Genomic DNA, 26189 nt, shown 5'->3' with positions numbered 1-26189 from the left:
CGTTCCCCGGTGGTTACATCTTTTCGACCGTCTGAATACCCAGCAAACCCAGGCCTTGTTGTATCACCCGAGCCGTCAAGTCGCAAAGCAAGAGGCGACTATTCTTCAGTTCGTCAGACTCCGCCTTCAGCACGGGGCAATTCTCGAAAAATCCGCTGTAAGACTTCGCCAGCTGATCGAACAAGTAGTTCGTCAGGTAATTCGGCCGATAATCGACTAACACGTCGTCCAACGCTTCCGAGAATCGCAAGATCGCCAAAGCCAACTGCCGTTCGGCAGGATGCTCGAGAGTGATCTTCGCGCCACTATCACGCAGGGCCGCGATATCGATCTCACCTCTACGGAAAATACTTTGCACCCGAGCGTAAGCATACTGCATGTAGGTCGAGGTGTTTCCGTTGAGTGCCAGCATCTTATCGTAGCTGAACTTGTAGTCCGACTCGCGATTTTGCGACAAGTCACCATACTTCAACGCAGCGATTCCGACCGTTTCCGCCACCGACTTCTGCTGAGCGTCTTCTAACGTATCACCTCCGGCAGCACTAGCATCTTGCACAATCTTGTAGGCCCGAGAAACCGCTTCATCCAGCAGCCCATCCAGACCGACCGTATCGCCTGAACGGGTCTTAAACGGCTTGCCATCGTCCCCCATCACCGTGCCGAAGCTAACATGCTTCAGTTCGATATCGGTGTAGCCCCACAGCCGAGTCGCGGCGAACAACTTGTCAAAGTGATCCCCCTGGCGGAAGTCGACGACATACAGAATCGCATCCGGCTTCCAGGTTTCCATTCGATAGGCGATCGTTGCCAAGTCGGTCGTCGAATAGAGGAACGCGCCATCTCGCTTGCGGATGATCATGGGCGCTTTGAAACCGTCTAAAAAGACGCACGTCGCCCCTTCCGATTCGGTTGCCAGTCCCCGCTTCTCAAAATCCTCGACTACGGCAGCCAAGCGATCATGATAGAAGCTTTCGCCTAACTGATGATCAAACGTGACGTTCAACCGCTCGTAGACCCGTTTAATTTCGTCTTCGCAGAACGGCAAGACCTCTTTCCAGAGCGCGATATTTTCGTCGTTTCCGGAATGTAGCTTAGCCGTTTCCTGCAGTACGGCCGAAGCGATTCCGCTATGCTCCTCAGCGAGCTTCGCCAGCTGAGGTGAATCCTCGGTCTTGGCAATCTTCTTTTTGGTCGTTTTGATCTCTTCGTTGAGCTCTTTGACTTGCGATTGTAGCCGCCCCACTTCCTTCTTCTGCTTTTTGGCTTCGGCCTTGTCGCTTGTCTCAGGGGCGTTCTTCGCCGTTTCGTATTCTGCGGTGCGCTCGGCGAGCTTCTCGATTAACTTCGGCAACGCACTCTTGGCATCGAAGTAATCCATTAAACCTCGTACGACACGATAGATCCGCGAAAGCTCTGGAACAGGTGCCTTCTTGTAAGCCTCCTGGTCGATGAAGTTCTTGTAGCCGTAAATGATCATCCCGAACTGGGTGCCCCAGTCGCCAAGATGATTGTCGCTGATCGCAGTGTGGCCGAGAAACTTAAGCGTGCGGCAAAGCGAATCACCGATGACCGTGCTGCGGATGTGCCCTACATGCATCGGCTTGGCGACATTCGGCGAGGAGTAATCGACAATGTACGTCTTCGGTTCGGCCGCCTTCTCGACACCGACGCGTGGGTCGATTTGTGCAGCAGCGAGTTGTGCCTGCAGCCAATCATCGCGGAGCTTCAAGTTAATAAAGCCAGGTCCGGCGACCTCAGGTGATTCGCATAGATCTTCTAGCTGCGTTGCGGCAACGATTTCCGACGCCAGTTCGCGCGGGTTCTTGCCAACCTTCTTCGCCAAGCCCATCGCAAAGTTGGCTTGGTAATCGCCGAACTTGGGATCGCCAGCGGGCCGGATCATTTCCAAGAGCGGTCCAACGTCTTCGGACATCGATTCCAAAACTGGCTGAAACCGGGCCTTAAGCAGGGCAAGAATGTTCATGGAAGATTTCAAAAGGAAACGGCAAACATCGAAACCATGCCCGGTAAGACAACGGACATAGTGTTGAACGGAGACCTGTGCGCACGGACAGACCCAACTGATACGTCGATTATCGCGAAATTAGCCCAGAGGGGCACCCGGGATCGGGTTATTCGCTGCTCTCGCGGAGAATGCCCGTCAGATCAACCTTCTTGGCATCGGCCCACAGCTGCTCTAGCTGGAAGTATTCGCGGGTTTCCTCATCGAACAAGTGCACCACGACCGTGCCGTAATCGAGCAGGATCCAGCGACTTTCGTCGTAGCCTTCACGGCCCATGCGGCGATCACCAAGTTCCTTTTCCAGCTTGTCGTCGATTTCTTCACTCATCGCGTGCAACTGCCGACGACTTCCACCGGTACCGATCACGAAGTAGTCAAAGATCGGCGTCAGGTGACGCATGTCGAGGATGCAGATGTCGCGACCTTTGTTGTCTTCAATGACTTGGGCAGCGGCGGTTGCAAGTTCGAGGCTACGGTTTTCTCCACCAGCAGCGTTGTCAGACGTTTCGGAATCAGTCACGAAATAAGCTTTAAGGAACGAAGGTTTAGTAGTGAAACCAGCCGAGTCTCGCGACTAGGCTGAGGTATTAGCGTGCGACTTGTGTCCACCGCCGGAAGAACCACCTTGGCTGCCCTCAACCGCTTCGTAGCGGCCAAAGATCATACGACCGGCACTGGTCTGCAGTACACTGGTCACCAAAATACGGACCTGGGTATTGATATGATCGCGGCCTCCTTCGACGACAATCATTGTGCCGTCGTCGAGGTAACCAACTCCCTGGCTTTCTTCTTCCCCCTTTTTGACAATCCGAACTGAAAGATGTTCGCCTGGCAAAAAGACGGGTTTCAAGGCATTGGCGATTTCGTTCAGATTGATCACATCCACGTTATGTAGCTTGGCAACTTTATTCAAGTTGTAATCGCCGGTAACGATCTTCCCTTCCAGCAATTTCGCCAGCAGAACCAGCTTCATATCGACCGGCTGGCCTTCCATGTCGGGCGTCTCGCGATCGTGGATTTTCAGATCAACACGATCGTTATTTCGCAGGCGATTCAGGATATCGAGCCCGCGGCGGCCACGGCTGCGTTTAAGCTTGTCGCTGCTATCGGCGATGCCTTGCAGTTCAGCCAGAACAAAGCGCGGCATGATCAGGACGTTATCGAAGAAGCCAGTCTCGACCACGTCGGCGATGCGACCGTCGATGACGATGCTGGTATCCAGCACATACGGCTTCGGCCCCTTCACTTCCTTGGCAAACTCAACGTAAGGAATGATGAAGCGGAAGTCATCTTTGGTTTGTAACACGAGGCTGATACACGCATAGCAAAGCACCATCCCCACAACCAGCTGCAATGCCCGGTGGGCAGTCACTGCATTGTAATTGTCGGCCGGAAACCAAACCTGTGTGATCAGACCAAGGACATAAGTAAGAGAGAGACCGACGAGCAGACCGAAGTAAACACCCGAAATCGTGTCGTAGCGTTTCTGCTTAACTCCGACATCGATACCGATCACCGCCAGGGCGAGCACCATGATCCCAAGAAAAGCCCACCAAGGCTCATCCTTTAGGACACTCTGAAACGCTTCGACCTTAATTAAGGTGATCCCGACGCCAGCGGCGACAAGAATAAATACGACTCTTAAAACAATCAGCGCCATGAAGACCCTGCAGAAGACTTCCGCGACCTACAAGAGGAGTGATTGCACACCCCGCGCAGATATGCGAACTCCCCAAAGTATAAACCTATTCCAATGTTCCAAGTGTAGCATTCTACCCTGCAATTACAGGGAAAGCATCCCCATTGCTTAGCGAAAATGGGCGTCAAATTCACGTTGGCAATACGAATCGGTCATGGTGGCTATATAGTAGCCAACGGTTCGCGGCAGGCCCCAAACGTCGAGCCACTCGCTTAGCTTCCCCCGGATCAACTCCGGGCGTCGCAGGTAGCCATCGTACATGCGGCGAAGCTGATCCTGGCCTCGCTGTCGAAATTCAACAATCTTGGGATGACGGTAAACACGGTGAAACAAAAATTGTTCCAACTGTGTTTTACGTGCACGCAGATCATCACTAACCGTAATGATAGGCTCGCACATCTCGGCTTCTTCAGGACTCCCTGGCGACCATTTCGCCAGACGCTCCATGGCCGTCTCCAGGACATCGGTCACCTGAAAATCAATTAGCTGGCGAACGACTAGCTTCCGAAGTCGGCGACCCGACAACTCGCCAAACCGCTGATAGACCCGCTCAGTACTCTGCGCGAACAGTGGAATCTGCATCAGTTCTTCAAAGCTGACCAGGCCCAACTTCCAGGCATCGTCCGTATCGTGAGCGTCGTAGGCAATACTGTCGACGGTTTCGACCGTTTGAGCCTCTAACAGAGGTCGCAGAAACGTCATTTGCCGCTTATCGACTCGTGTGTGCTGCCCTTCAAGGACCTCGTAAGAGAGGTTCAAACCTTCGTAGTAAGGGCTACGAACTTCCAGGTTTTTTACTAGTACCAAGCCGAATGCATTGTGCGAGAAACCGCCACAATCCACCATGCATTCCTTTAATACGTCTTCGCCGGAGTGGCCAAACGGCGGATGCCCGATGTCGTGTAGATGACCTAAGGCCTCGATCAGTTCTTCATTGAGCCCCAGCGTGCGGCCAATCGTCCGTGCAATGGTGACCACTTCGATAGTGTGCGTCAGTCGCGTCCGGTGGTAATCGCTGACGTTCATGAACACCTGGGTCTTATCGGCCAGGCGACGAAACGCACTGCTGTGAATGATTCGATCGCGATCACGTTGAAATGGCGAGCGATATGCGTGCTCCGCTTCGTCGAACTCGCGACCCCGAGAATGCTTGCTGCGCAGCGCGTAAGGAGCCAGAAGTCGCTCTTCCCGCTCGTTGTAATGCATGAAGCTATGCATAATTCCTTCCGCTGTCCCCTTCTCTTGCCGCAATGCTAAGGTTACGGCCACCAATTCTAGCGATTGGATCGAGATCTTCTTGCGGACTCAATCCCTTTGAGTGACCCGAGACGCCACGTAACTTCTTTTTAGTTCGCTACTTGAAGCGGTGCCCAGGGATTTCCGCGACGATCACCAAGGAGGTCCCTCGCGCTGCGATCGAAGTCCACTAGTTGCCACTGTTGGCGGGGCCTGATAGCCTGAACTGAATTGCCACTATTCATTTATACCTTTAAGGTCGGGTTTGCCCCATGGCAGGGGCACGGCGCGAGGCCCGGTCTTTCAGCCAAGCATGACGGTCTGCCATCGTGGATTTTCATCGAGACAAGCTGACTGCCATCGACCCGACCCAGGAATCGGACAACATTCGTGTCCGTGGAGCACGGGTACATAACCTCAAAAACGTCGACATCGACCTACCCCGCGACCAGCTGATTGTGATCACAGGTCCTAGTGGTTCCGGAAAAAGCTCACTCGCTCTGGACACTCTCTATGCGGAAGGGCAACGCCAATACGTCGAAAGCCTGTCGGTATACGCTCGCCAGTTCCTCGACCAGATGGAACGGCCTGACGTTGACTTGATTGTTGGTTTGCAGCCCACCATCTGCATCGATCAACGCACCGGCAGCCAAAACCCGCGTAGTACGGTCGCGACGATCACTGAAATCTACGATTATCTGCGTCTGCTGATGGCCCGCCTCGGGCAACCGCATTGCTGGAAGTGTGGTCGACCGATCACACAGCAGACAGCCGAACAGATTCAAGACCGACTCCTCGATCTGCCTGAGGAGACAAAGCTGATGATCATGGCCCCCATGGTTCAAGGACGCAAAGGGGCTCATAAGGAAGTCATCGACAAAATTCGCCGCGAAGGCTTGTTGCGGGTCCGTGTTGATGACGAGGTCTACCAAATCGACGAAGTTCCTGAACTGAATCCGAAGAAGAATCACACGGTCGAAGCCATCGTCGACCGCATTATCATTCGCGAGGGTCTTCGATCGCGGATGAGTGATTCGGTGGGCATGGCCTTAAAGCTCGGAGATGGCCGCTTACTATCGTGCCACCTGGATACCGAACTCGTCGACGAGGAGCACCCGAAAGGCACGTGGGTCGACCAGATCTTCAACACCGAGTTGGCGTGCGTCGAATGTAATCTCAGCTTCATCGATATCGAACCTCGCACGTTTAGCTTCAACAGTCCTTATGGAACCTGCCCCAAGTGCGAAGGCCTGGGCATCTGTGAGGAATTCGACCCTGACTTGGTCGTACCAGACAAAGAGCTTTCGCTCGAAGAAGGCGCGATTGCTCCGTGGCGTGGCGTGACGTCCGCAGCCGTTGCGAAATTGGCGAAAGGGCTGGATGCCTTCCTTACGAAGCATAAGCTTGATCGCGATACTAAACTGAGTGAGTGGACCGATCTACAGCGCGAGAAGCTGCTTTCCGGCGAAGATAAATTCCAAGGAATTCTCATCGCTTTGGAAAAGGAATTCGTCACCACGACGCGAAAGAAGCGGCTCGATCAGTTGACCAAGTTCCGCGGCAAACTCCCCTGCCCTTCCTGCCATGGGGCACGGCTCCGTCCCGAAGCCTTGGCCGTGCGGGTCGCCGGCAACAACATTCATGAAATCGTCCGTCTGAGCATTAACGATGCTCGGGTCTGGTTCGATCAACTTGAGTTTAATGAGCACGAGAGCTTGATCGCCACGCCAATTGTGCGAGAGATCTCCAAGCGTTTGACGTTTCTGGAAAAGGTGGGGGCCGATTACCTCACGCTTGATCGCGCCGCCGATACGCTTAGTGGTGGCGAACTTCAGCGGGTACGTCTAGCCACCGGCATCGGCAGTGGCTTGGTCGGAATCTGTTACATCCTGGACGAACCTTCCATTGGGCTCCATTCTCGCGACAATCATCGTTTGATCGAAGCTCTAGTCGACCTGCGAGATCACGGCAATACCGTGATCGTGGTCGAACATGATGAAGCCATCATGCGGGTCGCCGATCGCCTGGTCGACGTCGGTCCTGGCGCCGGGCACCACGGCGGACAGATCATCGCCGAAGGCACGCCTGAGGTGGTCTCGAACGTCGAAGACTCGATCACAGGGCAATATCTCTCCGGTCGCCGAAAGATTGACGTTCCTGAATCACGTCGTAAGATCGCCAAGACCCGCATGATCTCGCTCGAAGGGGCAACGACGAATAACCTGAAGGATGTCGCGGTACAAATCCCCCTGGGGGCACTCGTCTGCGTAACCGGGGTAAGTGGCAGCGGCAAGAGTTCGCTCGTCAATGAAACGATCACGCCAGCCCTGCTTCGCCGGTTGGGGCAACCATCCCAGCGGCCAGGCCCCTTCAGCAGCCTTCGGGGAACCAGCCAAGTCGATAAGGTTATTCCAATCGATCAATCGCCGATCGGTCGCACTCCACGCAGCAACCCGGCTACCTACACCGGCGTGTTCGACGAAATCCGCAAAGTGTACGCCGGCACGCGGCAAGCCAAGCAGTACGGTTACAAAGCGTCCCGCTTCAGTTTCAATGTGAAGGGAGGACGCTGCGAGGAATGCCAGGGACAAGGCTTACGGAAGATCGAAATGAACTTCCTGCCGGACCTGTTTGTCGAATGCCCAATGTGCAACGGCAAACGGTTTAACCGCCAGACATTGCGGGTGAAATACAAGGACCTCTCGATTGCCGACGTACTGAACTTGCCTATTGAAGAAGCGGCTGAGTTCTTCGAGAACGTCCCGACGATCCACCGGGTACTGTCCAGTTTATGCGATGTGGGCCTGGGCTATCTTTCGCTTGGTCAGCCCAGCACAACCCTTTCCGGCGGCGAAGCGCAGCGCATAAAATTAGCCACGGAATTGGCCCGTACCGAAACCGGTTCGACGCTGTACGTCCTAGACGAACCAACCACTGGACTTCACTTCGAGGACATCCGCCGGCTGCTGTCTGTATTGATTCGGCTGGTCGAAAAAGGGAACACCGTTCTGGTGATTGAACACAACCTGGACGTCATCAAGAGTGCCGACTGGCTGATCGACCTCGGTCCCGAAGGGGGCGCTGGCGGTGGCAAAATCATCGCAACTGGCACCCCAGAACAAGTCGCCGAAGTCGCTGAGAGTTATACAGGCCAATATTTGAAACCACTGTTGAACGGTCAGAAAACGGAAGAGTGAAGTATGGCGGAAATCGAAGCGGCGACTTTTGGTGGCGGTTGTTTCTGGTGCACCGAGGCAGTCTTCAGTGAACTGCGCGGGGTCGAATCGGTTACCTCTGGTTACGCAGGCGGGCATGTTGCCAACCCGACGTACGAACAAGTCTGCACCAAAACAACCGGCCACGCCGAAGTGATTCAAATCACGTTCGATCCTGATGAGGTGAGCTACGAAGACCTTTTGGAAATCTTCTTCCAAACGCACGATCCGACCACCAAGGATCGCCAAGGGAACGACGTCGGCCCGCAGTACCGCAGCGCGATTTTCTACCACAGCCAGGCCCAGAAAGAAGCAGCTGAGGCTTTCATCGCGAAGCTAAATGACACTGGCGCGTTCCCAGCCAAGATCGTTACCGAAGTGACCGAGATCAACAACTATTATCCGGCCGAGAATTACCACCAAGAATACTTGGCCAACAACCCGAGCAACCCCTATTGTGCGATGGTCGTCCGTCCGAAGGTCGACAAATTCCGGAAGCAGTTTGGTGAGAAGCTGAAGTAGGGTCGCAATCAAGCTTGGGTGCCATGCCGTCGTACTCGCGGGCATGGCTTTTTCATGGATGGTCACATTTTCGTCTTCGTGACGTTCAATAGTATGATTCAAACACGCACATACCAAGCACCGATCCAATCGCCATCAGATCGAGAAATACCAGGGTATAAAACGTTCGCGAAACGACGGGAGTCAGGGGAAACTCAAGTATCCATCGATGCACCAGCCATGCGACCGACAATGGAATCGCCCCGATAGCAAAACTGGCCGCAAGTGACATGCCTGAGATGTTGATTCCGTGGTCCAAGGTAATCAACGGAAAACAACACGAGACGAGAACAACGGCTAGGTTCAGCAGCAAGAATAGCTTGGGGCTTCGTCCGGAGTTTTCAGACAAGCTAACGACAACCAACATTGCCAGACTTCCGAAGAAAGCAAACGGCCAGGCAGCTGTTATCTCGGGCCCCAGCATGCCGATCCCCTTCCCCAGATGCACAATAACTCGCCAGCCAAATCCGGTCACACCGAACGAAATCAGCCCACACAGGTACCCAAGAATGCCGGTCACCAGCATTAAATCCTTGAGGCGGAAGCGAAGCGGCTGATCTGACAAAGGATCTTGCAAATTCTGGCCTCCAGAGTACTTACCTGATATCTATCTGTCCCGACTGTCTTCCTAGTAGAACTTACGTGCTAATCCACTGCAAACCTACGATTGCTGCGATACTCAGCAGTTCCAACAATAGCAGACCGTTCAACCACCTCAAGACTTGCGGAACCAGAACAGGTAGATCGCATAACGCTCGGTGCACCAACCAAGCCAAAGTAAGCGGTATCGATCCCACACTTAGAGTAACAGCCAACGATAAAGTTTCGTCTCCGATGGCCCACAAGCGAAAACCAAGCGGCAAGATATTCGCGAGAAAGAGAACCACTACGTTCGTTAGCAGAAATGCTTTCGGTTTAGTCCAATCGTCGCCCACGAACGAAACCTCAATGGACCAAGCCAAGCTTCCAAACAATACGATCGGCCAAAGAAAAATTGCAAGAATCCCAAGTTGCCCAAACCAGCCGACTAAGTGGGATAGTAGCACGCTACCAGGCGCAGAAACGCCAAGTGAAACCAGTCCACACAAGTAGCCGAAGATGCCCGTCATCAACACCAAGTCTTTAAGACCGAAGCGAAATGGTTGATCTGATGCTTCGGTTCTCGATCGTTGCTCATCCACAAACTACTTCGTTTCCTCCACTCGCCCATACAGGACGATTAGTTCCCTGCTAATCGATGCCGTAAATCACTGCAGCAAAATTAGCTATCGCTAGATCAGCAACGACCAAGCTCCAGAACCAAAACTTAACCGATCGATCGAGCGGCATGCTGAGCATCCAGCGTTGCGTGCACCATGCGACCGCCAATGGGACTGCCCCCAAGCCGAGGATTGCCATTTGTGCTGTACCGGCCACAGTAAGATCTACAAATGGCAGGACGCACGCAACAATTAGCGTCAATGCATTTGCGAAGGGAAACAGCCTTGGTCGCAGTGTGGGGGAAATAACAAGCACCGCGAACCAAAGCGGGCTAAGAAGGAATAACAATAGCGCAATGAATGTCATCGCCATGCTGAACAACCCAAGATGAAGTTGCAACTCGCTTAGGGTACGTAGCAAGACAATACCTTGCTGTGATCTTCCAAGCGTCACCAGCCCGCACAGGTAGCCCGTCACCCCAATGACCAAAAGAAAATCGCCCACGCCAAAGCGAATTGTTCGCTCTGGTGTGGGCGTTGTCTGAGTTACTATATCTGGCTTCGAGTCAGACACGTAGCGTCACTTCTTATTCCGCTCGAAACCGAACTTGAAGCGGTCGTTCTCGGTATGCGCCTCATCGAAGATCTGACGAATCTTGGCAACCACTTCTGGATGCTTCTCCGAAACGTCATCTGATTCGTCGACGTCTTCTTCGATGTTGTACAAAGCGATATGAGCGTCAGGGTCGTTGGTCATGTCGTTCTGAACACCCTTCCACTGATTCATTCGCACGGCTCGCTTGCCGCCTCGCTCGAAGAACTCGAAGTACAGGTAATCGTGCTTCGCCTGTTTGCCTTCGCCAGTCAAGGTCGGCACCATGCTGATCCCGTCGATGTTCTTGGGAACCTCAACGCTTGCCAGTTGACACAAGGTCGGCAGCACATCCCAGTGAGCGCTGATCAAGTCGCTTTCGCTCCCCGCTTTAACGTGCCCAGGCCAACGCACGATGAAGGGAGTGCGGATGCCGCCGTCAGTCAGGTCTCGCTTGTGACCGCGATAAGGACCGTTACTATCGAAGAACTCTGGATTGTGGCCCCCTTCCTGATGGGCCCCGTTGTCGCTGGTGAACATCACGATCGTGTTGTCGTCGAGGTTCAATTCCTTGAGCAAGTGCAGCACGCGGCCAACGTCTTCGTCCATCTTGGTACACATCCCGGCGAACGCGGCGATCGGATTGGTCACCGTGGTGCCGGCATACTTGCCTTTCTTGTTTTCAAACTCGGGGAACTTCTTGCGGAACGGTTCGGAATATTCTTCCGGCACATGCATTGCTGCGTGCGGGATGGTGATCGGCAAGTAGCAGTAGAACGGCTTGTCTTTGTTGTCGCGAATGAACTGTAGGGCATGATCCATGATCAGATCGTGCGAGTATGTCTTCCCATCCAGTTCGATCTTCTTTTCGTTGTCGTACAACCACGTTGGGTAATAGGTGTGAGCGTTCCGCTGGCAATTGTAACCATAGAAAACATCGAACCCTTGCTTGATCGGGTCTCCTTCCGAGCCGGGATAGCCCAGCCCCCATTTGCCGAACGCACCGGTCACGTAGCCTGCCTTCTTCAGCAGTTCTGGCATGGTGACGGTTTCATCGGGAATCGGCTGTTGACCGACAGGATTCACTTCCGCGTTGCCGCGGACTGGGGTGTGGCCGGTGTGAAGCCCCGTCATTAACACACTTCGCGTAGGAGCACAGACCGTGCTGCCGGAGTAATGCTGCGTGAACAACATCCCTTCAGCCGCCATGCGATCGATGTTCGGTGTCTCGAACTTCTGCTGGCCGTAACATCCCAAGTCGCCGATCCCCAGATCGTCGGCCATGATGTAGATGATGTTCGGCTTTTTCGTCTCGGCCTGAGCAAGTCGCGGTGCGACCAAGCCCAGTACGACGACAGCGACTAACAACGTGGCAAAGTACTTGAGCATGATTCGTCGTTACCAGGAAGGGTAGAAGGATGAGCATTGGGTTCTGCCCCCTCTTCACGAAGAAACTAGGGAGCAGAGAAACGAGGTTTCGACTGAATTAAGACAATCCAACCGATTGTCGGACGACCTCCATGGTCTCTTGCTGCCGCATAGTGACGACAGCCTGGCCCGCTTTTACGTTTTCCTGAGCGGCTTCCGGCTTCTCGATCAAGTTTAACACAGTACTGGCGTAGTTGGCGACCTGCTGCGGCTGATCGACATCGAAGAGCCAGTCTCCCAGGCCAATGTCTTTCCACATAAAGCCTTTCGAGGTCTGCTCTTCAAACCGCCCCACGATCGCTGGGATTCCGTTGCCGATGCACATGATCGGCGAGTGCATCTCGAGCCCAAAGAATCCGGCAGAACGAACGTAAGTACTCAAAGCCTGGTCTGTCAGCCAGAAATTTTCCCGCCAAACAACTTTCTTTTTAACATCCTCCGAAAGGTGGTCGTAGACGTTATCCTTACCGACTTTCATCTGGGTCATGTCTTCCGGGCAGAGCAGCACCTTGTAGTCGGTTTCCGACACGACCTTACTAATCGCATCGCGAAGCGGCTGATGGTCGTGATCCTTCATCTGCTCGTTGCGAGCATGCTTCTTCTCGTCAAACGCTCGCCCTTCTTTCACCAACCAATAGGGTGTGTATCTCAAACGCGGAATACAGCAGAGAAATTTTCCCTCCGTGAGATCACTTTGCTTGAGGTATGCTTCCGCCGAGGTATCGTCGCGTAAATCACATGCGAACGCGCCATCTGGACCAAATTCCATGATCGGGCTCTTGATGCCAACTTCTTTCGCTTTCGCCAGCGAGACCGTATCACGGAAAAAAACGAACTTGGCCTTGCTCATCAAGCCAAGCGTGTTGCGACCAGCTCCGCCGAAGGTGATGCCGTAAATCCCAAATGGCTTGCCGGTATGTTCGACGTAGTCTCCCGTATCGCGGGCCGCCACAAACGACGGTCCCGAACCATGCAACAAAAAGTCACTGCTGCTGACGGCTTCTTGAAGATCGGCATTCGATGCCTTGCCGTTCTCACCGATCGATCCCTTCACGACCTTGAGCTTAGGGAAACGTTTCTTCTCCATGGCCGAGACTACTTCCGAGAAGTCGCCTGAGGCCCACAAGGTGACTTCCGCCTCCGGCACGTACTTTTCTAGGAGAGCCAATACGCCTGGCGTATGCGCGATGTCGCCAATGTTGACGACCTGCCAAGAGGAACGAAGCAAGATGCGAGGCCGCTTGGCAGGCGCGGCGTAAACGTTTGCGGCAATGGCCGCAGCAACCGAAGCTTGTAGAAAGGTACGACGTTTCATGATCGGGGTGGCCTTAATCTCTTGGAAGGTGAGTTAATCGTTGGTAGGAGTGTTGAGGGCTTCGATATTAGCCGACTTGTGTAGTGCGGCAATCTCCTCTTCGGTCAGTGCTCGATTGAAGACCGCCAGGCCGCCGAACTTTCCTTTGGTGGCTTCTCGCAGAAAAGAGCCCACCGCATATCGAGCACCTACGGTAAAGTCGGCCCCGCCTCCCGGTTTCGACTCAGCATGCTTGTCGGAATCGTAGGCGAAGATGCCACGACCGTGGTAATACGGATTCATTCCACGATCCTTTCCGTCTGGCCCTTCCTGTGTGAAGTAAGGGTCGTCGCGGCGGTCCTTCTTTGCGTCGAGCTTTCGTTCTTCAAATGTGCCATTGATGTAGGCGCGTATGTATTCGCCGTCGTACGTGAACGCGAGGGTACACCACTCTTCTTCGGGCACTTGCTGCTTGGTCGCCGCGTAGTCGGCACACCATGGAAATGCCGAGCCATCTGCCCGGCGGGTCACGCCCCCTTCGCTGCTGATGTGCGGGACAAGCTGCTTGGGACCACCGTACGTCGGCATATTCATCAGCATCGCGTATTGGCGCGTCCCGGTGTCGTCGTTTCTTCCTTTCCCTTCGCTCCACATCCCAGCGATTGTCCGGCTTTGATTCAAATCAATAATCCGAACCACGGCAAACATGCTGACCTGAGCCTCTGGCCCACTGATGTTCAGCTTGCCGGTCTCCTCATAGGGCAACTGCAAATACTGCTTGCCGTTGAGGTCCATGCTGAAGCCAGAGTAAGGACCTCGGTCGGAACGAGGAATCGGACCATTCACCTCGCTCAAGGGATATTCCCCCTCATCAGCAATCGACTTGCGGGCTTGGCCGGCTTCTTCCCCGAACGTCCAAAACGAAACCAATCCTGGCGTCTGGAGGACGACCGCAGGATCGCCCGTTGCTTCCGCCGCATGAATTGCGGTTACTGACGACGATAGTGCCAGCCAACTCAGAAATAACATTAGGCAAGCGAAAGGTCGGCGCATTAGAGGGGTACTCGGAAGTAATTGGGGCGAGAAAGATTCCTAGGCGGCCCTACGAAGGGGTAGGTTCCGTATACCAAGACATTAATCGATCTCAACACTTCATGGAACCTTTTCGTTATTTAGTGCCTCATTCCCATACGGAACGCCGAAGTTGCATTCCCGCTTGGTACCATATGTGATAGCTTTCAATCTCAGCTGGTCGGGCACGTTCCCGCCCATCCAACCCCCATTGCTGTAACCCAACAGAGTCCCATGATTGTGATGCCTCCCGCGGCGCAGGAGCGCCTCGATCGAATCGAACAAGTCCTAGAACCGCAACGGCTCGAACTGCTCGAACATCCCGTTTATGCACGGATCGGCGACGCGGCAGCACTGCGTACGTTTATGCAGTACCACGTGTTCGCCGTGTGGGACTTCATGTCGCTGTTGAAGGCCCTGCAACTTCGCCTGACGTGCGTTCAGGTACCTTGGCTGCCCACCGACAATCAGTTGGGCCGTCGCTTGGTAAACGAAATCGTGCTCGGCGAAGAAAGCGACGAAGATGGCGACGGAGGGTTCTGCAGCCACTTCGAGCTCTACCAGTCGTCCATGCAGCAGATCGGTGCCGACAGTTACCTGCTCGACCGTTTCCTGCAACGCCTTGAGCAAGGGCGCGACGTGACGGCCTCGCTTTACGAAGCCGATCTTCCGCGTCCAATCGTTCAATTCGTGACCAACACGTTTGACTTAATCGCCAGCGACAACCTTCCGGCGATTGCCTCTGGATTCACTTACGGGCGGGAAGATCTTCTGCCAGGAGTCTTCCAGAAGATCGTGCAGCAAGTGAATACCGAACTCTCTGGCTCCGCTTCGAAATTCGTTTTCTACCTCGAGCGGCACATTGAACTCGACGGCGACCACCACGGTCCGATGGCCCATCGTCTGCTTTCGCATCTCTGCGGCGACGATGACGACAAATGGCAAGCTGCCGAAGATGCAGCTGTTAGAAGCCTCGAAGCCCGGCGTTTGCTTTGGAACGGGATGCTGGAAGCGTTAGCCTAGCCGTTCGCGTGAGAGATTTCCCGGTCAAGAAATAAAAAAACCCGGCGTACGTTTGTTAAGCATCAACGTACGTCGGGCTCACACCGCGGAAGTTGCTTAACGCTCCGTGCGGCGTCCCTGTCCGACCGCAGACGATTGGAGCAACCATCTGAAAGGGCCCACTCGGCCGGACACTTGAAACATAGGTTGCGTTTTTAAGGTGGGCAAATTATTTTTCTCGCCGGTGGAAAACGCCTGGCGGTTGCCCTGAACCGGGGTGCCGGGTCCAATGGAAGGAGTCGATCCCCTCCCCTGCTCCACGGCACGAGTTATGTCTTTGTTTGAACAAGCCGAATCGAAGAATTTCGACCGCGCCAAACCTCTCGCGGCCCGGATGCGTCCTCGCAACTTGAACGAGTTCTTTGGCCAAAAGCATTTCCTGGCCGAAGGAAAGTTGTTATGGCGCCTGATCAAATCGAATCGGCTGACTTCCGTTTTGTTCTATGGTCCACCAGGATGTGGCAAGACAACGCTCGCCCAATTGTTGGCCTCCGAAACCAAAAGTCGCTACCGCCAGCTCAATGCAGTGACATCTGGCGTCAAAGAGCTGCGCGAAGTCTTGCAGGAGGCGCAGAGCGAAGTCGCCACTGGGGGTCGCAAGACCTTGCTATTCATCGACGAGATCCACCGGTTTAACAAGTCGCAACAAGACGCCTTACTCCCAGATGTCGAAAACGGAATCGTAATCCTGGTCGGGGCCACTACCAGCAATCCTTTCTTCGCGGTCAACAGCGCACTCGTCAGCCGCAGCCAGGTCTTCCAATTTGAACCGCTCTCATCGGAAGAAATTCGCGAAGTGTTGGATGCCGCTTTGAAGGATCCGCATCGTGGGCTCGGCAAACACGACGTCGTACTGCACAACGAAGCGGCTGAGTTCCTGGCGGAGGTCTGCGACGGGGACGCCCGACGTGCGCTCAACGCGCTGGAGATCGGCGTCCTATCGAGCGATGAGAAGCCAATTGAATTCACACGAGAACTGGCCGAGGAAACCATCCAGCGGAAAGCAGTCCAATACGATCGCGACGGCGACACGCACTACGATACGGCAAGCGCGTTAATCAAAAGCATCCGCGGAAGCGATGTCGACGCTTCGATCTACTGGCTGGCCAAGATGCTGGAAGGAGGCGAGGACATTCGCTTCATTACACGGCGATTGATCATCTCGGCCAGCGAAGATATTGGTAACGCCGACCCGCACGCCCTAACGATCGCGGTTTCCGCCATGCAAGCCTGCGAGATGATCGGACTACCGGAGTGCCAACTCACGCTTTCGCAAACGGTCGCTTACTTGGCCTGTGCCCCTAAGAGCAACGCTGCAACCGTGGCGATCGGCGAGGCCAGGGCCGACATCCGCGAAGGACGGGTCCAGCCAGTACCGACCCACCTTCGCGATGCTCACTACGGCGGGGCGAAGGATCTCGGGCATGGCGAAGGATATCAATATGCCCACAATGCCCCGGATGGTATCGCCGCCCAAAGCTACCTTGGCATCGACCGCGAATACTACCGCCCTGTCCCCCGCGGCTTCGAAGCAACCTTGCAAAAGCGGGTGGAAGTCTATCGAAAACGACTTCGAGGTGAAGACGACTGATTTGCAACAGGAGACGTTGCGGCAAGAGGTTTATGGCGACAAGAAGAGTATGTGTGCCACGAGCATCTCGCCCGGTGAGCCCTGCTACCCGCTTCGCGCGGGCAGGATATCCGGGGCACACGGCTGTCCTACTTCGTATCGATTCCCACCTGCATTATCTGTGGTCAATTTTCTTCTTTGACGGATTCCCCTCGTTCAAGGGAAATGAGAATTGGCCAGCTAGCACGCTACGAAACCGGCCTTTGAGCGGAATCGGGGTTTCGTTACTATCTGAGAACGCTTGTCGGGCTAGGCAGGCGGTTGAGGAATGCACGTCATCATCACGATCACTGCGATGATGCCCAGAAGGCCGAAGATCACCCACGGCAACGATTTCCCAGCCCAGGGACTCGTACTGTGGATAATCGCGTGGCCACACCTCGGGCAAACATCGATATCGTCGAAGATATCCGCTCCGCATTCGGGGCATTCGATCGTATCTTCCTGGTCTTCGTCCAGGTAGTCTTCGGTCCAATCTTCGTCGTCGTATTCGTCGCTGTCGTGCATGACCTTGAGGATGGGTTAAATAACGTCAGAGCACACCTCGGCATCATCACTTATCGGCACAATGGATTGCCTTTGATGAGCCGAAATCGTCAGGGAGGACGAAGGTGGAAACGATCAAAACCGCGTGCATGGTCATTGTGCTGATGGCCATTGGTTACGGCGTCTACACCGTCTTGAATCAGCCGGAAGAAGTTCCGCCCGAAGTTGCCAACGCCGCGGGTGACATGGATCTCTCGCTGCCAGACTTTTCGCGAATGGGAATGCCTGGTGGTTCCTCGGCGCCCGATGCCATGAATTCGATGGGTACCGCTTCGTCGAGTCCTCCACCGTTCAACTCCGACCCAGCGAGTCCGCAGGGCTTTGCTAGCGGTCGACTAACGGCTCCGCAATTGGGCGAGTCAAACGACTCGGCACCGTCATTCGCTTCGTCTCCGACGACACCGATTCCCGACGACAAGGCTTCCGACAACCCAGCAACACCGTACGTACCGCAGTTCGCAGGCGCAAACGACTTACCGCCCCTGGGAGGGTCTACCCTTGAGAATCCGGCTGAGATGGCTCCTCCGACTGAATCCCAGATCCCTTCTTCCCCAGATGAATCCCGCAATCAACTGGCGTCGGTCTACTCGTCTGGTAGCGACATGAACAGCATGCCAGCGGGTAATCATGCCATGGGCGGCCCCTCTCCGGGCGATTTCCAAACGGATTGGGATGAAGCCGAGGTTTACCTTGCCCAACGCGATCTCGTAGAAGCTTGCCGTCGCCTGACCCCGTGGCGAAATCGCCCTGAATTGACGCCTGTCCAGAAAGACGAATTGAACGTACTACTCAACAAACTTGGCGGTACGATTGCCTATTCGATGGAACACCTGCTGGAAGAACCGTACACCGTCGGCAGCGGCGAAACCCTGGAGACCATCGCCCAGCAGTACGATGTCCCGGCTCTGTTACTACAACGCATTAACGGCATTGATAGTCCAAACAGCTTGACGCCTGGCCAGAAACTGAAGGTTGTCCAAGGTCCGTTCACCGCCAAGATCGACATGACCCACAACGAACTCGCTTTGGAAGTCGATGGTTGCTACGCGGGCCGCTTCCCCATCACCATCGAAAATGGAGCGATCATTCCGGAAGGTGAACACGAAGTATTGCGAAAAGAAGCCAATCCGCAGTTCTTCGATCAGGCCAGCCAAAGCGTTCTGTCCTCGAGCGACCCCGCCAATCCCTACGGCGGCCACGCGATTCATCTGGATGGCGGCATCGTCGTCCACGGCACCGGAGGCCCGGGCGGCTCGATCAGCGTGAGCAAGCCAGACTCCGAGTACCTGTACGAGATCCTATCCGTTGGCTCGAAAGTGGTCGTTCAGCGGTAAGCTTCTCTCATCGCCAATTTGGCTCCGAATTGCGTCCCTGCGAATCCCGTCCCGGGACGCATGATGCATTTGCGCGAATTGTTTGAGCGTTTCTCACGCAAAAGCGATTGCTCAATCAGCGTCCGGCAGCATTTGTTTGACAGTTACCTGGCCAACCGTTAGCCTACCGCTAGAGGCCTGTCTTACAACGCACCTATCAATTTGAGCCAGCTATGGACGAGTCGGTCAGCAAGTCCACGCCGAAAACGCGAAGCTGGCGAATTCGCTGGTCGCTCCGTGTTTTCATCGCAGGGATTACGCTGACCAGTGTCTTGGTAGCGATTCCGGCCCATTGGATGCGAATAGGCAATACGCATCTAGAAGTCAGTCGCCATCTGCAAGAGCAAGGCGCGATCCTCGAGTGGGAGCTTTATCGGAACGTACCTTCACAGGTCTGGGTTAGTTTTTCCCCAAAACCGGTAACGATCACCCAAAAGGAAAAGCATGAACCAGAGTGGATGCGTTCGCTGGGCTGCGTCAGTATGTTCCAACGGATTGATAGCATTCGTATTGTGCACGGCAGCCCCGGTCCAGTCAGTAGATTCTTCAAGCATGTCGCCAAGCTCGATCGCGTTGATAAGATTTGGCTCGATCACTCTTCGGTCGATCGCTACCAATTAGAATCTCTACTTGAACGCGTCGACCTCAATTCGCTTTGGCTCGATGAAACCAATATTGGCCTGCATGAGCTCTCTGCAATGCAGTATTCCAAGCTGAAAGAATTACGTTTGCGAAGGAGCAATGTATCAACTGAATTCTTGAGCAGCCTTCCTGATAACCTCCAGCGACTCGATCTAGAAGGTTGCACGTTTGGCCAAGCTTCGTTGCAAAGTCTGATCCGCCTCAAGAAACTGACGCATATCAACCTTCGTCTTACTGACATCGAGAAGTCGACCGTCTTAAAGTTAAGAGATTCGATGCCATGGTGTGAAATCGTATGGCAGCCGAGGCCTTTCGGAGTCATCAATCAATGAGCGATACCGAAGCGTCGGTTAGAAGAACTCGACGGCGAATTCGCTGGTCACTCCGCGTGCTGTTTGTCTTCATCGGCCTCATCGCTATCGGCATGGCCTGGGTTAGCTACCAGATGCGGATGGGCAATGTGCATGAAGACGCCGCCAAGAAGCTGCGTGAACTGGGCGTATCGATCGACTGGAAACTGGTTGAGACGACCCCGCTTAGCCCCAACAGTTATCGCGTCGAAAAGAAACTGCCGTCTTGGATGGAACGACTAGGCGTGGGAGCCATGTTTCAGCGTCTCAGCCGGGTTCAAATCTCCGACCAGTCTCCTGAGAAAGTCGACCTCGCCGTCCAGCAAATTGTGCGTTTGAAACAGTTGCCGCACTTTTCATCGTATAACGCTCCATTGACCGAAACGCAATTGGAAACCTTGTTCGATCACGTTCAATTCGAGTCGGTTTACCTGCAATCTATGAAGCTCGGTCGCGGACCGATTCCCTGCTTTCAGAACTCGAACATCACGTGGCTGCTGGTCGCTAGGACACAGTTCTCGAATCCAGCGATCGATGACTTGCCGATGTCGCTGGAATACTTCGATGCCACGCGAACTCGCATCAGTAACGATGGCCTGGAGAAGTTTGTTCGTTTGAAGAATCTGCAGAAGTTAATTCTTCGTCGAACACCAACCACCAAATCGGCGATCAACGACTTGCGAAAGAAGATGCCATGGTGCGAGATCGAGTGGGAGGAGTTAAGGTTGCCTTGGACAGCGCAAACGACCAAATAACAACCGCCAAAAAGCTGCCCGTACGAAACTGGCGTTTGCGCTGGTCGATGCGGTTCTTACTTCTCTTTGTAGGCTTGGTGGCAATCGGACTGGGCTGGGTTAGCCACCAGTTGCGGATGGGGCATCTTCACGAAGAGGTCTCCGAGAAACTGGCGGAACGCGGATGGAATGTTTCGTGGAAGCTGATCCAGCGGCAAGCCGTACCCATCCAATCTTCACCATCGGCGACCATCGCGACGCCGCCGGGGCCCAATGTCCAAATGGCCTACGTCGATGTTAAACGAGCCCCTGAGTGGATGGAGGCAATCGGTGCGGAACCACTCTTTCAACGTATTAAGATCGCCTATTTTCGCAAGAACGGCCGCGGAGAGGTTGACGATTTTTTGCGGGAAATTGAACGTCTGGATGATCTCGAGGGGGTCTCGCTGGCTGGCATCGCGGTTTCAGAAGACCAACTTGAGTATCTGCTCGATCGTTTTAACTTGGAAACGCTTGCCGTTTCCGAGTCTTCTATCGGTCGCCGTCCGATGCCATTCTTGCGAGATAGCCAACTGAAGTGGCTCGGCTTTTCTCGCACCCATCTTTCCGATGAAGTTCTCGACGATTTACCTGATTCGCTGGAATACCTGGACGCTACACGAACCCGCATTTCAGATGAAGGGCTACAGAAACTGGTACGGCTAAAGAACCTGAAAGAATTGAAGCTGCGACGAACGCCCACCAGCCGGGCTGCTATCGAAGACTTGAAAAAGCAGATGCCATGGTGTCAGATTTGGTGGTCTCCGCTATAGGTAGCAAGACACCGAAGGTGATGTCCGACCAACCCTCCAAAGCCTCAACAGCACCAACAGATCGAACGACGGTTCGAGCTATACCGTCTCGACGCATCCCTCCGATAAACGGACAATCGCATCCGCTTCGTCTGCAATGCTTTGATCGTGCGTGACCATCACGATAGTCAGTCCTTGCTCTTCGTTCAGTTTCCGAAGAATACCGAGCACCTCCTGACCGGTTTGCCGATCGAGGTTACCGGTTGGCTCATCCGCAAGAAGGACCTTCGGATTGCTGATCAAAGCGCGAGCGATCGCTGTTCGCTGCATCTCACCACCGGACAATTCGCGTGGCTTGTGGGTCAAACGATGCCCAAGTCCCACAAGGTCGAGAACTTCCTTGGCGCGTTCTCGAAGCTGTTTACGAGCAGTCCAATACTTGAAAAAACCGTGTGAGATCATCGCCGGAGTAAGCACGTTTTCCAGCGTCGTCAGTTCCGGAAGCAAGTGGTAGAACTGAAAGATCAAGCCGAACTGGCCATTGCGAATCCGGTCACGCTGACGGATCGGCAAGTTATCGGTTCGCTTATCTTCAAAGAAGATCTCACCCTGATCTGGGACATCGAGAGTCCCCAGCAAATGCAACAGCGTGCTCTTACCGGAACCACTTTGCCCAATGATCGAGGTGACTCGACCTTCGTGCGCGACGAAATCGACGCCACGAAGAACCGGAACGACATGTTGTCCTTTGCGGTAGCTCTTATAGAGGCCGGTCGTTCGCAGGATCGGTCGATCGACTTCGATCGGCGTGTCGAAGCGGTCGGTATTGATGTGTGGTGCGGGCTTCTTAGCGGCCGGCTGTGGCGGCACACCAGGAGCTGGGACGGTGGTGCTGAGGTAGCTATCGCTCATCGTATTACTCATAACGGAGGGCCTCCACCGGATGCAGTCGTGCGGCGCGAATCGCCGGTAGCACACTTGCCAACACGGCAATCAACATCGCCCCGGTCACCACCATGACAATGGCCATTGGTTCGATGATTGTGGGGATTTCTTGAAAGTAGTAGATCGTCGGATCAAACACTTCGCGACCGGTGATGATCTCGATCAGCTTGGCGATGTGATTGATGTTCCACACAAAGAGCAAACCGAGAATACAACCAACGCCAGAACCGACAATGCCCAGCGACAAGCCGTATCCCAGGAAGATACTCATGATTCCACCACCGCTCGCACCGAGCGATTTCAGAATGCCGATGTCCTTCGTCTTTTCGACCACAATCATGTAGAACGTCGCCAAGATCCCGAAACCTGCCACGCCAATGATAAGGAACAGCAGGATGTTGAGAATTGTCTTTTCCATTTGCACCGCAGCCAACAGCGGCCCCTGCATGTCCTTCCACGATTGAATGCGGAAAGGGTAACGTTCCGGTGGGAACGCAGCACGCAGTTGATTGGTTACCGCGGCCAGATCGGCCCCCGGCTTCAATCGAATCTGAATCGTCGAGACCGCGTTCCCTAAGTCAGGATGGGTCATGTAACGCAGCGATTGCAACTTGCTGAGGGGAACAAACGCAAACCCAGCGTCGTATTCGTTCATCTTACTTTCGTAGAAGTCGACAACGGTGAACGTTTCGCTAACGGCTTGCGGTGGGCTCTCGGCTGAAGGGAACGTCAGTCGTACATCGTCCCCCGGAACTGCGAGGAAGTAATCCTTGACTTCTCCCTCAGCGTTTCGCTGGCGAATGTTGGCGACGGCCATCCCCAGGATGATGCCGGGTGACTGGTGCTTCATCGGATCGAACGTGTTTTCCATCGAGAACTGATGGCGTTGATTGAATGGATCCCCTTCTACCTCGGCCGCACCAACTGGGGCCGGTTCGTTTTGTGCCATCCGCTGAGCAACTTCCTGCGGCGGAGCGCCTGGCAGGGGTGGGGCTTCTGGATCGTCCGAGAACTTCGGCTTCACTGATTCGGCCGATTGATTTTGGAGTGGGCTAGGCGTAGCGGCGATTTTGTTGGGATCGTCTTGTGTCTGACCAGGCATGCGACCGGTGCGATGCATGATCTCGAATCGCTGCATCTCTTCTTCCAAGGCCTTTTGATAAGCGATCTTGCCGCGACGATAGTTCCAGCCCGACTCGGTCAGTGTTGAACCTTCGGGACCTTCGTAGCCGCCATCCTTCAAGCTGAAATTGACTTGAGCACGGTTGCTTGGGTGCTTCAAGTACCTTGAGAAATCGCTGACGTTGTTATAGGTTTCGTCATCAATGCCGATCACGGTCACCTGACGTGGCACCCATTCGTTGCGATGATAGATATCAAGCATTGCCGGCACGTGGACTGTGACGGTCATGTTTTCGATCGAATCGCCAGCGACCTGCTTCACCGCGTTCATGTGCCCTTGCCACTGATAGAAGCCATCCAGGCTGTGGCTTTCCATGACAATGTCCGAGAGGATGCCGTGCAGACGGACGTGCATCTCGTGCGAGAAGCCGGACATCACGGAATTGACGACAACCATGGTCGCCACGCCCAGCGTGACACTGATGATCGACGCCAGGGCGATGTAGCGTGTCCGAAGATAACGCAGACAGAGCATCAACTTGTACATTGCCAATCCTTCGGCAAAGCGGCACTCTCTCTGCTCCCCCGCCTCCGCTCGCGGGGCAGGTTTCTATCTTTGGGGGGATCAGGGGGAATCAGCGACCTTCCTAGGTCGCCTCGTGCCGCAACAGCGGGAACAAAATCACTTCGCGAATTGTCGAGCTGTTAGTTAGTAACATGACCAGGCGGTCGATGCCAATACCAAGTCCGCCGGCTGGAGGCATTCCGTTCCGCAAAGCCCGCACAAAATCGGTATCCATGCGCGCCATCGAGTCTTCTTCGGCCATCCCCTCAAGTTGTGTGCGGAACAGCTTTTCCTGCAAATCAGGATCGTTCAGCTCGGTGTAGGCATTGGCCAGTTCCATGCCGTGAATGAACAGTTCAAAACGTTCGGCAATTTCTGGCTGACCCGCTTTTCGCTTAGTCAGCGGGCAAATGCTAGCAGGATAGTCGATCACGAAGATCGGCCCGACCAACTTGTCCTCGACCGTTTCCTCGAAGATTTCGTTGCGAACAACGTCGGGATGCTTCCCTTCCGTATCGAGGCCCAGCTTCTTAGCACAGGCGATCACCTCGGCGTCGTTGGCAGGATCGATCCCCGCGTGCTCGGCCAACAGGTCACGGTAGCAACGTCGCTCGAACGGCGGCGTAAAATCGATCTCCTTGTCGCCGAAGGGAACCTTTCGGCCGGCTCCAATCGCGTCTAATGCGTTGACAATGACGTTCTGCGTCAAATCCATCATCGTTTCGTAGTTGCCGTAGGCTTGATAGACCTCCAGCATCGTGAACTCAGGATTATGACGCGGGCTGATCCCTTCGTTGCGATAAACGCGTCCCAGTTCAAAGACACGCTCCATGCCGCCTACCAGCAGTCGCTTCAAATGAAGCTCGAGGGCGATCCGCATGACCAGCGGCATCCCGAGGGCGTTGTGGAAGGTCTCAAACGGGCGAGCGGCCGCACCACCGGCGATAGTATGAAGCGTCGGGCCTTCAATCTCGAAGTAACCTTCGCCAACCAACGTTTCACGAATCGAACGGACGATCTGCGTTCGCTGCACGAAGCGTTCGAGGACTCCCTCGCCGTAGGCCAAGTCGACATACCGCATCCGTTGTCGCAGTTCCGGATCGGTAATCCCCTTATGCTTCTCTGGCGGTGCTTCCAGCGTCTTGGTCAGGAAATGGAGTTCTTCGACGAAGATCGTTAGTTCGCCCGTCTTGGTCTTCTTCAGCTCGCCGTCGACACCAATGATATCGCCCAGATCGAGACACTGGGCGATATCCCAGTTGCGTTCGCCAACTTGAGCTTGGCCAAGGAACAATTGAATCGTTCCGGTTCGATCGACTAGGTTGATGAAAATCAGCTTGCCCGTCGGACGCATCAAAACAATGCGACCAGCAACGCGTACTTTGGGACCGCTGTAAACGGTTTGCTCGCGGCCACCTTCGCTGGTTGTCTTCTGCTCGGTGATTTCTCCCTCTAGGGCCCGAACGTCGGTGATCGCCTGCTGATCGTCGAAGCGATGTCCCCAAGGATCGATGCCGAGCTGCACCAGTTTTTCCATCTTTTGACGGCGTGCCGCTTCGATTGCGTGCACGGCAGCGTTCTCGTCTTCGATCCAGGGCCGATCGTCGCCAGAGAGAAGCTTGGTCAGGTTATCAGCCAGAACGTCGGCGAACTTGTCCCCTTCGTTGAACAGGCAGACGTTGTCCGGCTTTAGACCTTCCGGCAAACGCAACAGATCGTGGATTTCGCCGGCGATCTGCTCTCGTTCCAAGTCCTGCTGACGAAGAACAAACCAGATGGCTTGATGAAACTTATTCTGCTGAGCGCTTTCGACCACCAGATCAAGCTGGTGCTGAGCCTTGTCGACAGTGTAAGGATTCAGCGAGGTTTCGTCGTCAGTGCAAAGGCCGATCGTCAGCGCGAGCGTATCCTTGCTCTTCACCAACAACTCTTCGGCTGGGACTGCACCTGGGTGTCCCTTGTCATCGGTATCGAAACAGTGATCGATGATCTCGAATGTAACACCGAACTCAGGCTTGGCCGTCTTCTTGTTGAATTCTTTGAAGAACTTCCGCACGTCACGACACTGGCTAACCGTGTCGTTCGACCACAGGAGGAAGACTTGATACTTA

The 26189-nt window shown here is 54.5% G+C and carries 22 protein-coding genes; 8 read left to right on the top strand and 14 right to left on the bottom strand.

Annotated elements, in window-relative coordinates; translation table 11 throughout:
• Positions 1-13 precede the first annotated feature (13 nt).
• The 4 genes from argS to dgt all read right to left on the bottom strand — a co-directional run bounded on the left by argS (position 14) and on the right by dgt (position 4940).
• Entirely contained in the window at positions 14-1984 is a 1971-nt protein-coding gene (gene argS, locus C5Y83_RS20585) for an arginine--tRNA ligase (protein ID WP_105331619.1), read from the bottom strand.
• Positions 1985-2132: 148 nt separating this feature from the next.
• Complete coding sequence (gene rsfS, locus C5Y83_RS20580) at positions 2133-2543, bottom strand: ribosome silencing factor (RefSeq protein ID WP_105331618.1); 411 nt, start codon at positions 2541-2543, stop codon at positions 2133-2135.
• Between the two features lie 54 nt (positions 2544-2597).
• Positions 2598-3683, bottom strand: coding sequence for a PIN/TRAM domain-containing protein (locus C5Y83_RS20575; RefSeq protein ID WP_233207300.1), 1086 nt, complete (start codon positions 3681-3683; stop codon positions 2598-2600).
• A gap of 147 nt (positions 3684-3830) precedes the next feature.
• The gene (gene dgt, locus C5Y83_RS20570; protein WP_105331617.1) at positions 3831-4940 is read right to left on the bottom strand and encodes a dGTP triphosphohydrolase; all 1110 of its coding nucleotides are present in this window, start codon (positions 4938-4940) and stop codon (positions 3831-3833) included.
• 347 nt (positions 4941-5287) lie between these two features.
• Here dgt and uvrA point away from each other — a divergent pair, with 347 nt between their 5' ends.
• Positions 5288-8155: an excinuclease ABC subunit UvrA gene (gene uvrA / locus C5Y83_RS20565; protein ID WP_233207299.1), complete on the top strand. Its 2868-nt coding sequence runs from the start codon at positions 5288-5290 to the stop codon at positions 8153-8155.
• A gap of 3 nt (positions 8156-8158) precedes the next feature.
• The gene (gene msrA, locus C5Y83_RS20560) at positions 8159-8695 is read left to right on the top strand and encodes a peptide-methionine (S)-S-oxide reductase MsrA (RefSeq protein WP_105331616.1); all 537 of its coding nucleotides are present in this window, start codon (positions 8159-8161) and stop codon (positions 8693-8695) included.
• 85 nt (positions 8696-8780) lie between these two features.
• Here msrA and C5Y83_RS20555 read toward each other — a convergent pair whose 3' ends face one another.
• From C5Y83_RS20555 to C5Y83_RS20530, 6 genes are all read right to left on the bottom strand, one after another.
• Positions 8781-9311 (bottom strand): hypothetical protein, encoded by a 531-nt coding sequence (locus C5Y83_RS20555; RefSeq protein WP_105331615.1) that lies wholly within the window; start codon positions 9309-9311, stop codon positions 8781-8783.
• 61 nt (positions 9312-9372) lie between these two features.
• Positions 9373-9915, bottom strand: a complete 543-nt coding sequence (locus C5Y83_RS20550; RefSeq protein WP_105331614.1) for a hypothetical protein — start codon at positions 9913-9915, stop codon at positions 9373-9375.
• A 49-nt stretch (positions 9916-9964) separates the two neighbouring features.
• Positions 9965-10507, bottom strand: coding sequence for a hypothetical protein (locus C5Y83_RS20545; RefSeq protein ID WP_146117855.1), 543 nt, complete (start codon positions 10505-10507; stop codon positions 9965-9967).
• A 6-nt stretch (positions 10508-10513) separates the two neighbouring features.
• Positions 10514-11914: an arylsulfatase gene (locus C5Y83_RS20540; protein ID WP_105331612.1), complete on the bottom strand. Its 1401-nt coding sequence runs from the start codon at positions 11912-11914 to the stop codon at positions 10514-10516.
• A gap of 97 nt (positions 11915-12011) precedes the next feature.
• Positions 12012-13268, bottom strand: a complete 1257-nt coding sequence (locus tag C5Y83_RS20535) for a polysaccharide pyruvyl transferase family protein (RefSeq protein ID WP_105331611.1) — start codon at positions 13266-13268, stop codon at positions 12012-12014.
• A gap of 33 nt (positions 13269-13301) precedes the next feature.
• Positions 13302-14300 (bottom strand): LamG domain-containing protein, encoded by a 999-nt coding sequence (locus C5Y83_RS20530; RefSeq protein ID WP_233207298.1) that lies wholly within the window; start codon positions 14298-14300, stop codon positions 13302-13304.
• Positions 14301-14552: 252 nt separating this feature from the next.
• Here C5Y83_RS20530 and C5Y83_RS20525 point away from each other — a divergent pair, with 252 nt between their 5' ends.
• On the top strand, positions 14553-15341 hold the full coding sequence (locus C5Y83_RS20525; protein WP_233207297.1) for a DUF3050 domain-containing protein: 789 nt from the start codon (positions 14553-14555) through the stop codon (positions 15339-15341).
• 310 nt (positions 15342-15651) lie between these two features.
• Positions 15652-16971, top strand: coding sequence for a replication-associated recombination protein A (locus tag C5Y83_RS20520; protein WP_105331609.1), 1320 nt, complete (start codon positions 15652-15654; stop codon positions 16969-16971).
• A 288-nt stretch (positions 16972-17259) separates the two neighbouring features.
• Here C5Y83_RS20520 and C5Y83_RS20515 read toward each other — a convergent pair whose 3' ends face one another.
• Complete coding sequence (locus C5Y83_RS20515) at positions 17260-17517, bottom strand: hypothetical protein (RefSeq protein WP_105331608.1); 258 nt, start codon at positions 17515-17517, stop codon at positions 17260-17262.
• Between the two features lie 104 nt (positions 17518-17621).
• Here C5Y83_RS20515 and C5Y83_RS20510 point away from each other — a divergent pair, with 104 nt between their 5' ends.
• The 4 genes from C5Y83_RS20510 (at position 17622) to C5Y83_RS20495 (ending at position 21467) form a co-directional block, all read left to right on the top strand.
• On the top strand, positions 17622-18890 hold the full coding sequence (locus C5Y83_RS20510; protein ID WP_105331607.1) for a LysM peptidoglycan-binding domain-containing protein: 1269 nt from the start codon (positions 17622-17624) through the stop codon (positions 18888-18890).
• A 212-nt stretch (positions 18891-19102) separates the two neighbouring features.
• Positions 19103-19903 carry a hypothetical protein gene (locus C5Y83_RS20505; RefSeq protein WP_105331606.1) on the top strand — a complete coding sequence of 267 codons (801 nt, stop codon included), beginning with the start codon at positions 19103-19105 and terminating at the stop codon, positions 19901-19903.
• Positions 19900-20676, top strand: coding sequence for a hypothetical protein (locus C5Y83_RS20500; protein ID WP_105331605.1), 777 nt, complete (start codon positions 19900-19902; stop codon positions 20674-20676). The genes C5Y83_RS20505 and C5Y83_RS20500 overlap by 4 nt, the downstream gene beginning before the upstream one ends.
• Positions 20616-21467 carry a hypothetical protein gene (locus C5Y83_RS20495; RefSeq protein WP_158262430.1) on the top strand — a complete coding sequence of 284 codons (852 nt, stop codon included), beginning with the start codon at positions 20616-20618 and terminating at the stop codon, positions 21465-21467. The genes C5Y83_RS20500 and C5Y83_RS20495 overlap by 61 nt, the downstream gene beginning before the upstream one ends.
• A gap of 78 nt (positions 21468-21545) precedes the next feature.
• Here C5Y83_RS20495 and C5Y83_RS20490 read toward each other — a convergent pair whose 3' ends face one another.
• The 3 genes from C5Y83_RS20490 to lysS form a co-directional block, all read right to left on the bottom strand.
• Positions 21546-22370: an ABC transporter ATP-binding protein gene (locus C5Y83_RS20490; RefSeq protein WP_233207296.1), complete on the bottom strand. Its 825-nt coding sequence runs from the start codon at positions 22368-22370 to the stop codon at positions 21546-21548.
• Positions 22363-24060 carry an ABC transporter permease gene (locus tag C5Y83_RS20485; protein ID WP_105331603.1) on the bottom strand — a complete coding sequence of 566 codons (1698 nt, stop codon included), beginning with the start codon at positions 24058-24060 and terminating at the stop codon, positions 22363-22365. The genes C5Y83_RS20490 and C5Y83_RS20485 overlap by 8 nt, the downstream gene beginning before the upstream one ends.
• 100 nt (positions 24061-24160) lie before the next feature.
• Positions 24161-25669, bottom strand: coding sequence for a lysine--tRNA ligase (lysS, locus tag C5Y83_RS20480; protein WP_233207319.1), 1509 nt, complete (start codon positions 25667-25669; stop codon positions 24161-24163).
• Positions 25670-26189: the final 520 nt, after the last annotated feature.

Origin of the sequence: Blastopirellula marina, from assembly GCF_002967765.1 — a bacterium.
In the GTDB taxonomy this organism is placed as follows: Bacteria; Planctomycetota; Planctomycetia; order Pirellulales; family Pirellulaceae; genus Bremerella; species Bremerella marina_A.
This window is presented reverse-complemented; position numbering and strand designations above follow the sequence as displayed.

Coding starts and splice junctions, on each gene's coding strand:
- argS (WP_105331619.1), bottom strand. CDS start 1,984: ATGAACATTCTTGCCCTGCTTAAGGCCCGGTTTCAGCCAGTTTTGGAA.
- C5Y83_RS20490 (WP_233207296.1), bottom strand. CDS start 22,370: ATGAGTAATACGATGAGCGATAGCTACCTCAGCACCACCGTCCCAGCT.
- C5Y83_RS20525 (WP_233207297.1), top strand. CDS start 14,553: ATGATTGTGATGCCTCCCGCGGCGCAGGAGCGCCTCGATCGAATCGAA.
- dgt (WP_105331617.1), bottom strand. CDS start 4,940: ATGCATAGCTTCATGCATTACAACGAGCGGGAAGAGCGACTTCTGGCT.
- C5Y83_RS20500 (WP_105331605.1), top strand. CDS start 19,900: ATGAGCGATACCGAAGCGTCGGTTAGAAGAACTCGACGGCGAATTCGC.
- C5Y83_RS20575 (WP_233207300.1), bottom strand. CDS start 3,683: ATGGCGCTGATTGTTTTAAGAGTCGTATTTATTCTTGTCGCCGCTGGC.
- C5Y83_RS20485 (WP_105331603.1), bottom strand. CDS start 24,060: ATGTACAAGTTGATGCTCTGTCTGCGTTATCTTCGGACACGCTACATC.
- C5Y83_RS20540 (WP_105331612.1), bottom strand. CDS start 11,914: ATGCTCAAGTACTTTGCCACGTTGTTAGTCGCTGTCGTCGTACTGGGC.
- C5Y83_RS20515 (WP_105331608.1), bottom strand. CDS start 17,517: ATGCACGACAGCGACGAATACGACGACGAAGATTGGACCGAAGACTAC.
- C5Y83_RS20505 (WP_105331606.1), top strand. CDS start 19,103: ATGGACGAGTCGGTCAGCAAGTCCACGCCGAAAACGCGAAGCTGGCGA.
- C5Y83_RS20520 (WP_105331609.1), top strand. CDS start 15,652: ATGTCTTTGTTTGAACAAGCCGAATCGAAGAATTTCGACCGCGCCAAA.
- C5Y83_RS20495 (WP_158262430.1), top strand. CDS start 20,616: ATGGTGCGAGATCGAGTGGGAGGAGTTAAGGTTGCCTTGGACAGCGCA.
- C5Y83_RS20535 (WP_105331611.1), bottom strand. CDS start 13,268: ATGAAACGTCGTACCTTTCTACAAGCTTCGGTTGCTGCGGCCATTGCC.
- C5Y83_RS20530 (WP_233207298.1), bottom strand. CDS start 14,300: ATGCGCCGACCTTTCGCTTGCCTAATGTTATTTCTGAGTTGGCTGGCA.
- msrA (WP_105331616.1), top strand. CDS start 8,159: ATGGCGGAAATCGAAGCGGCGACTTTTGGTGGCGGTTGTTTCTGGTGC.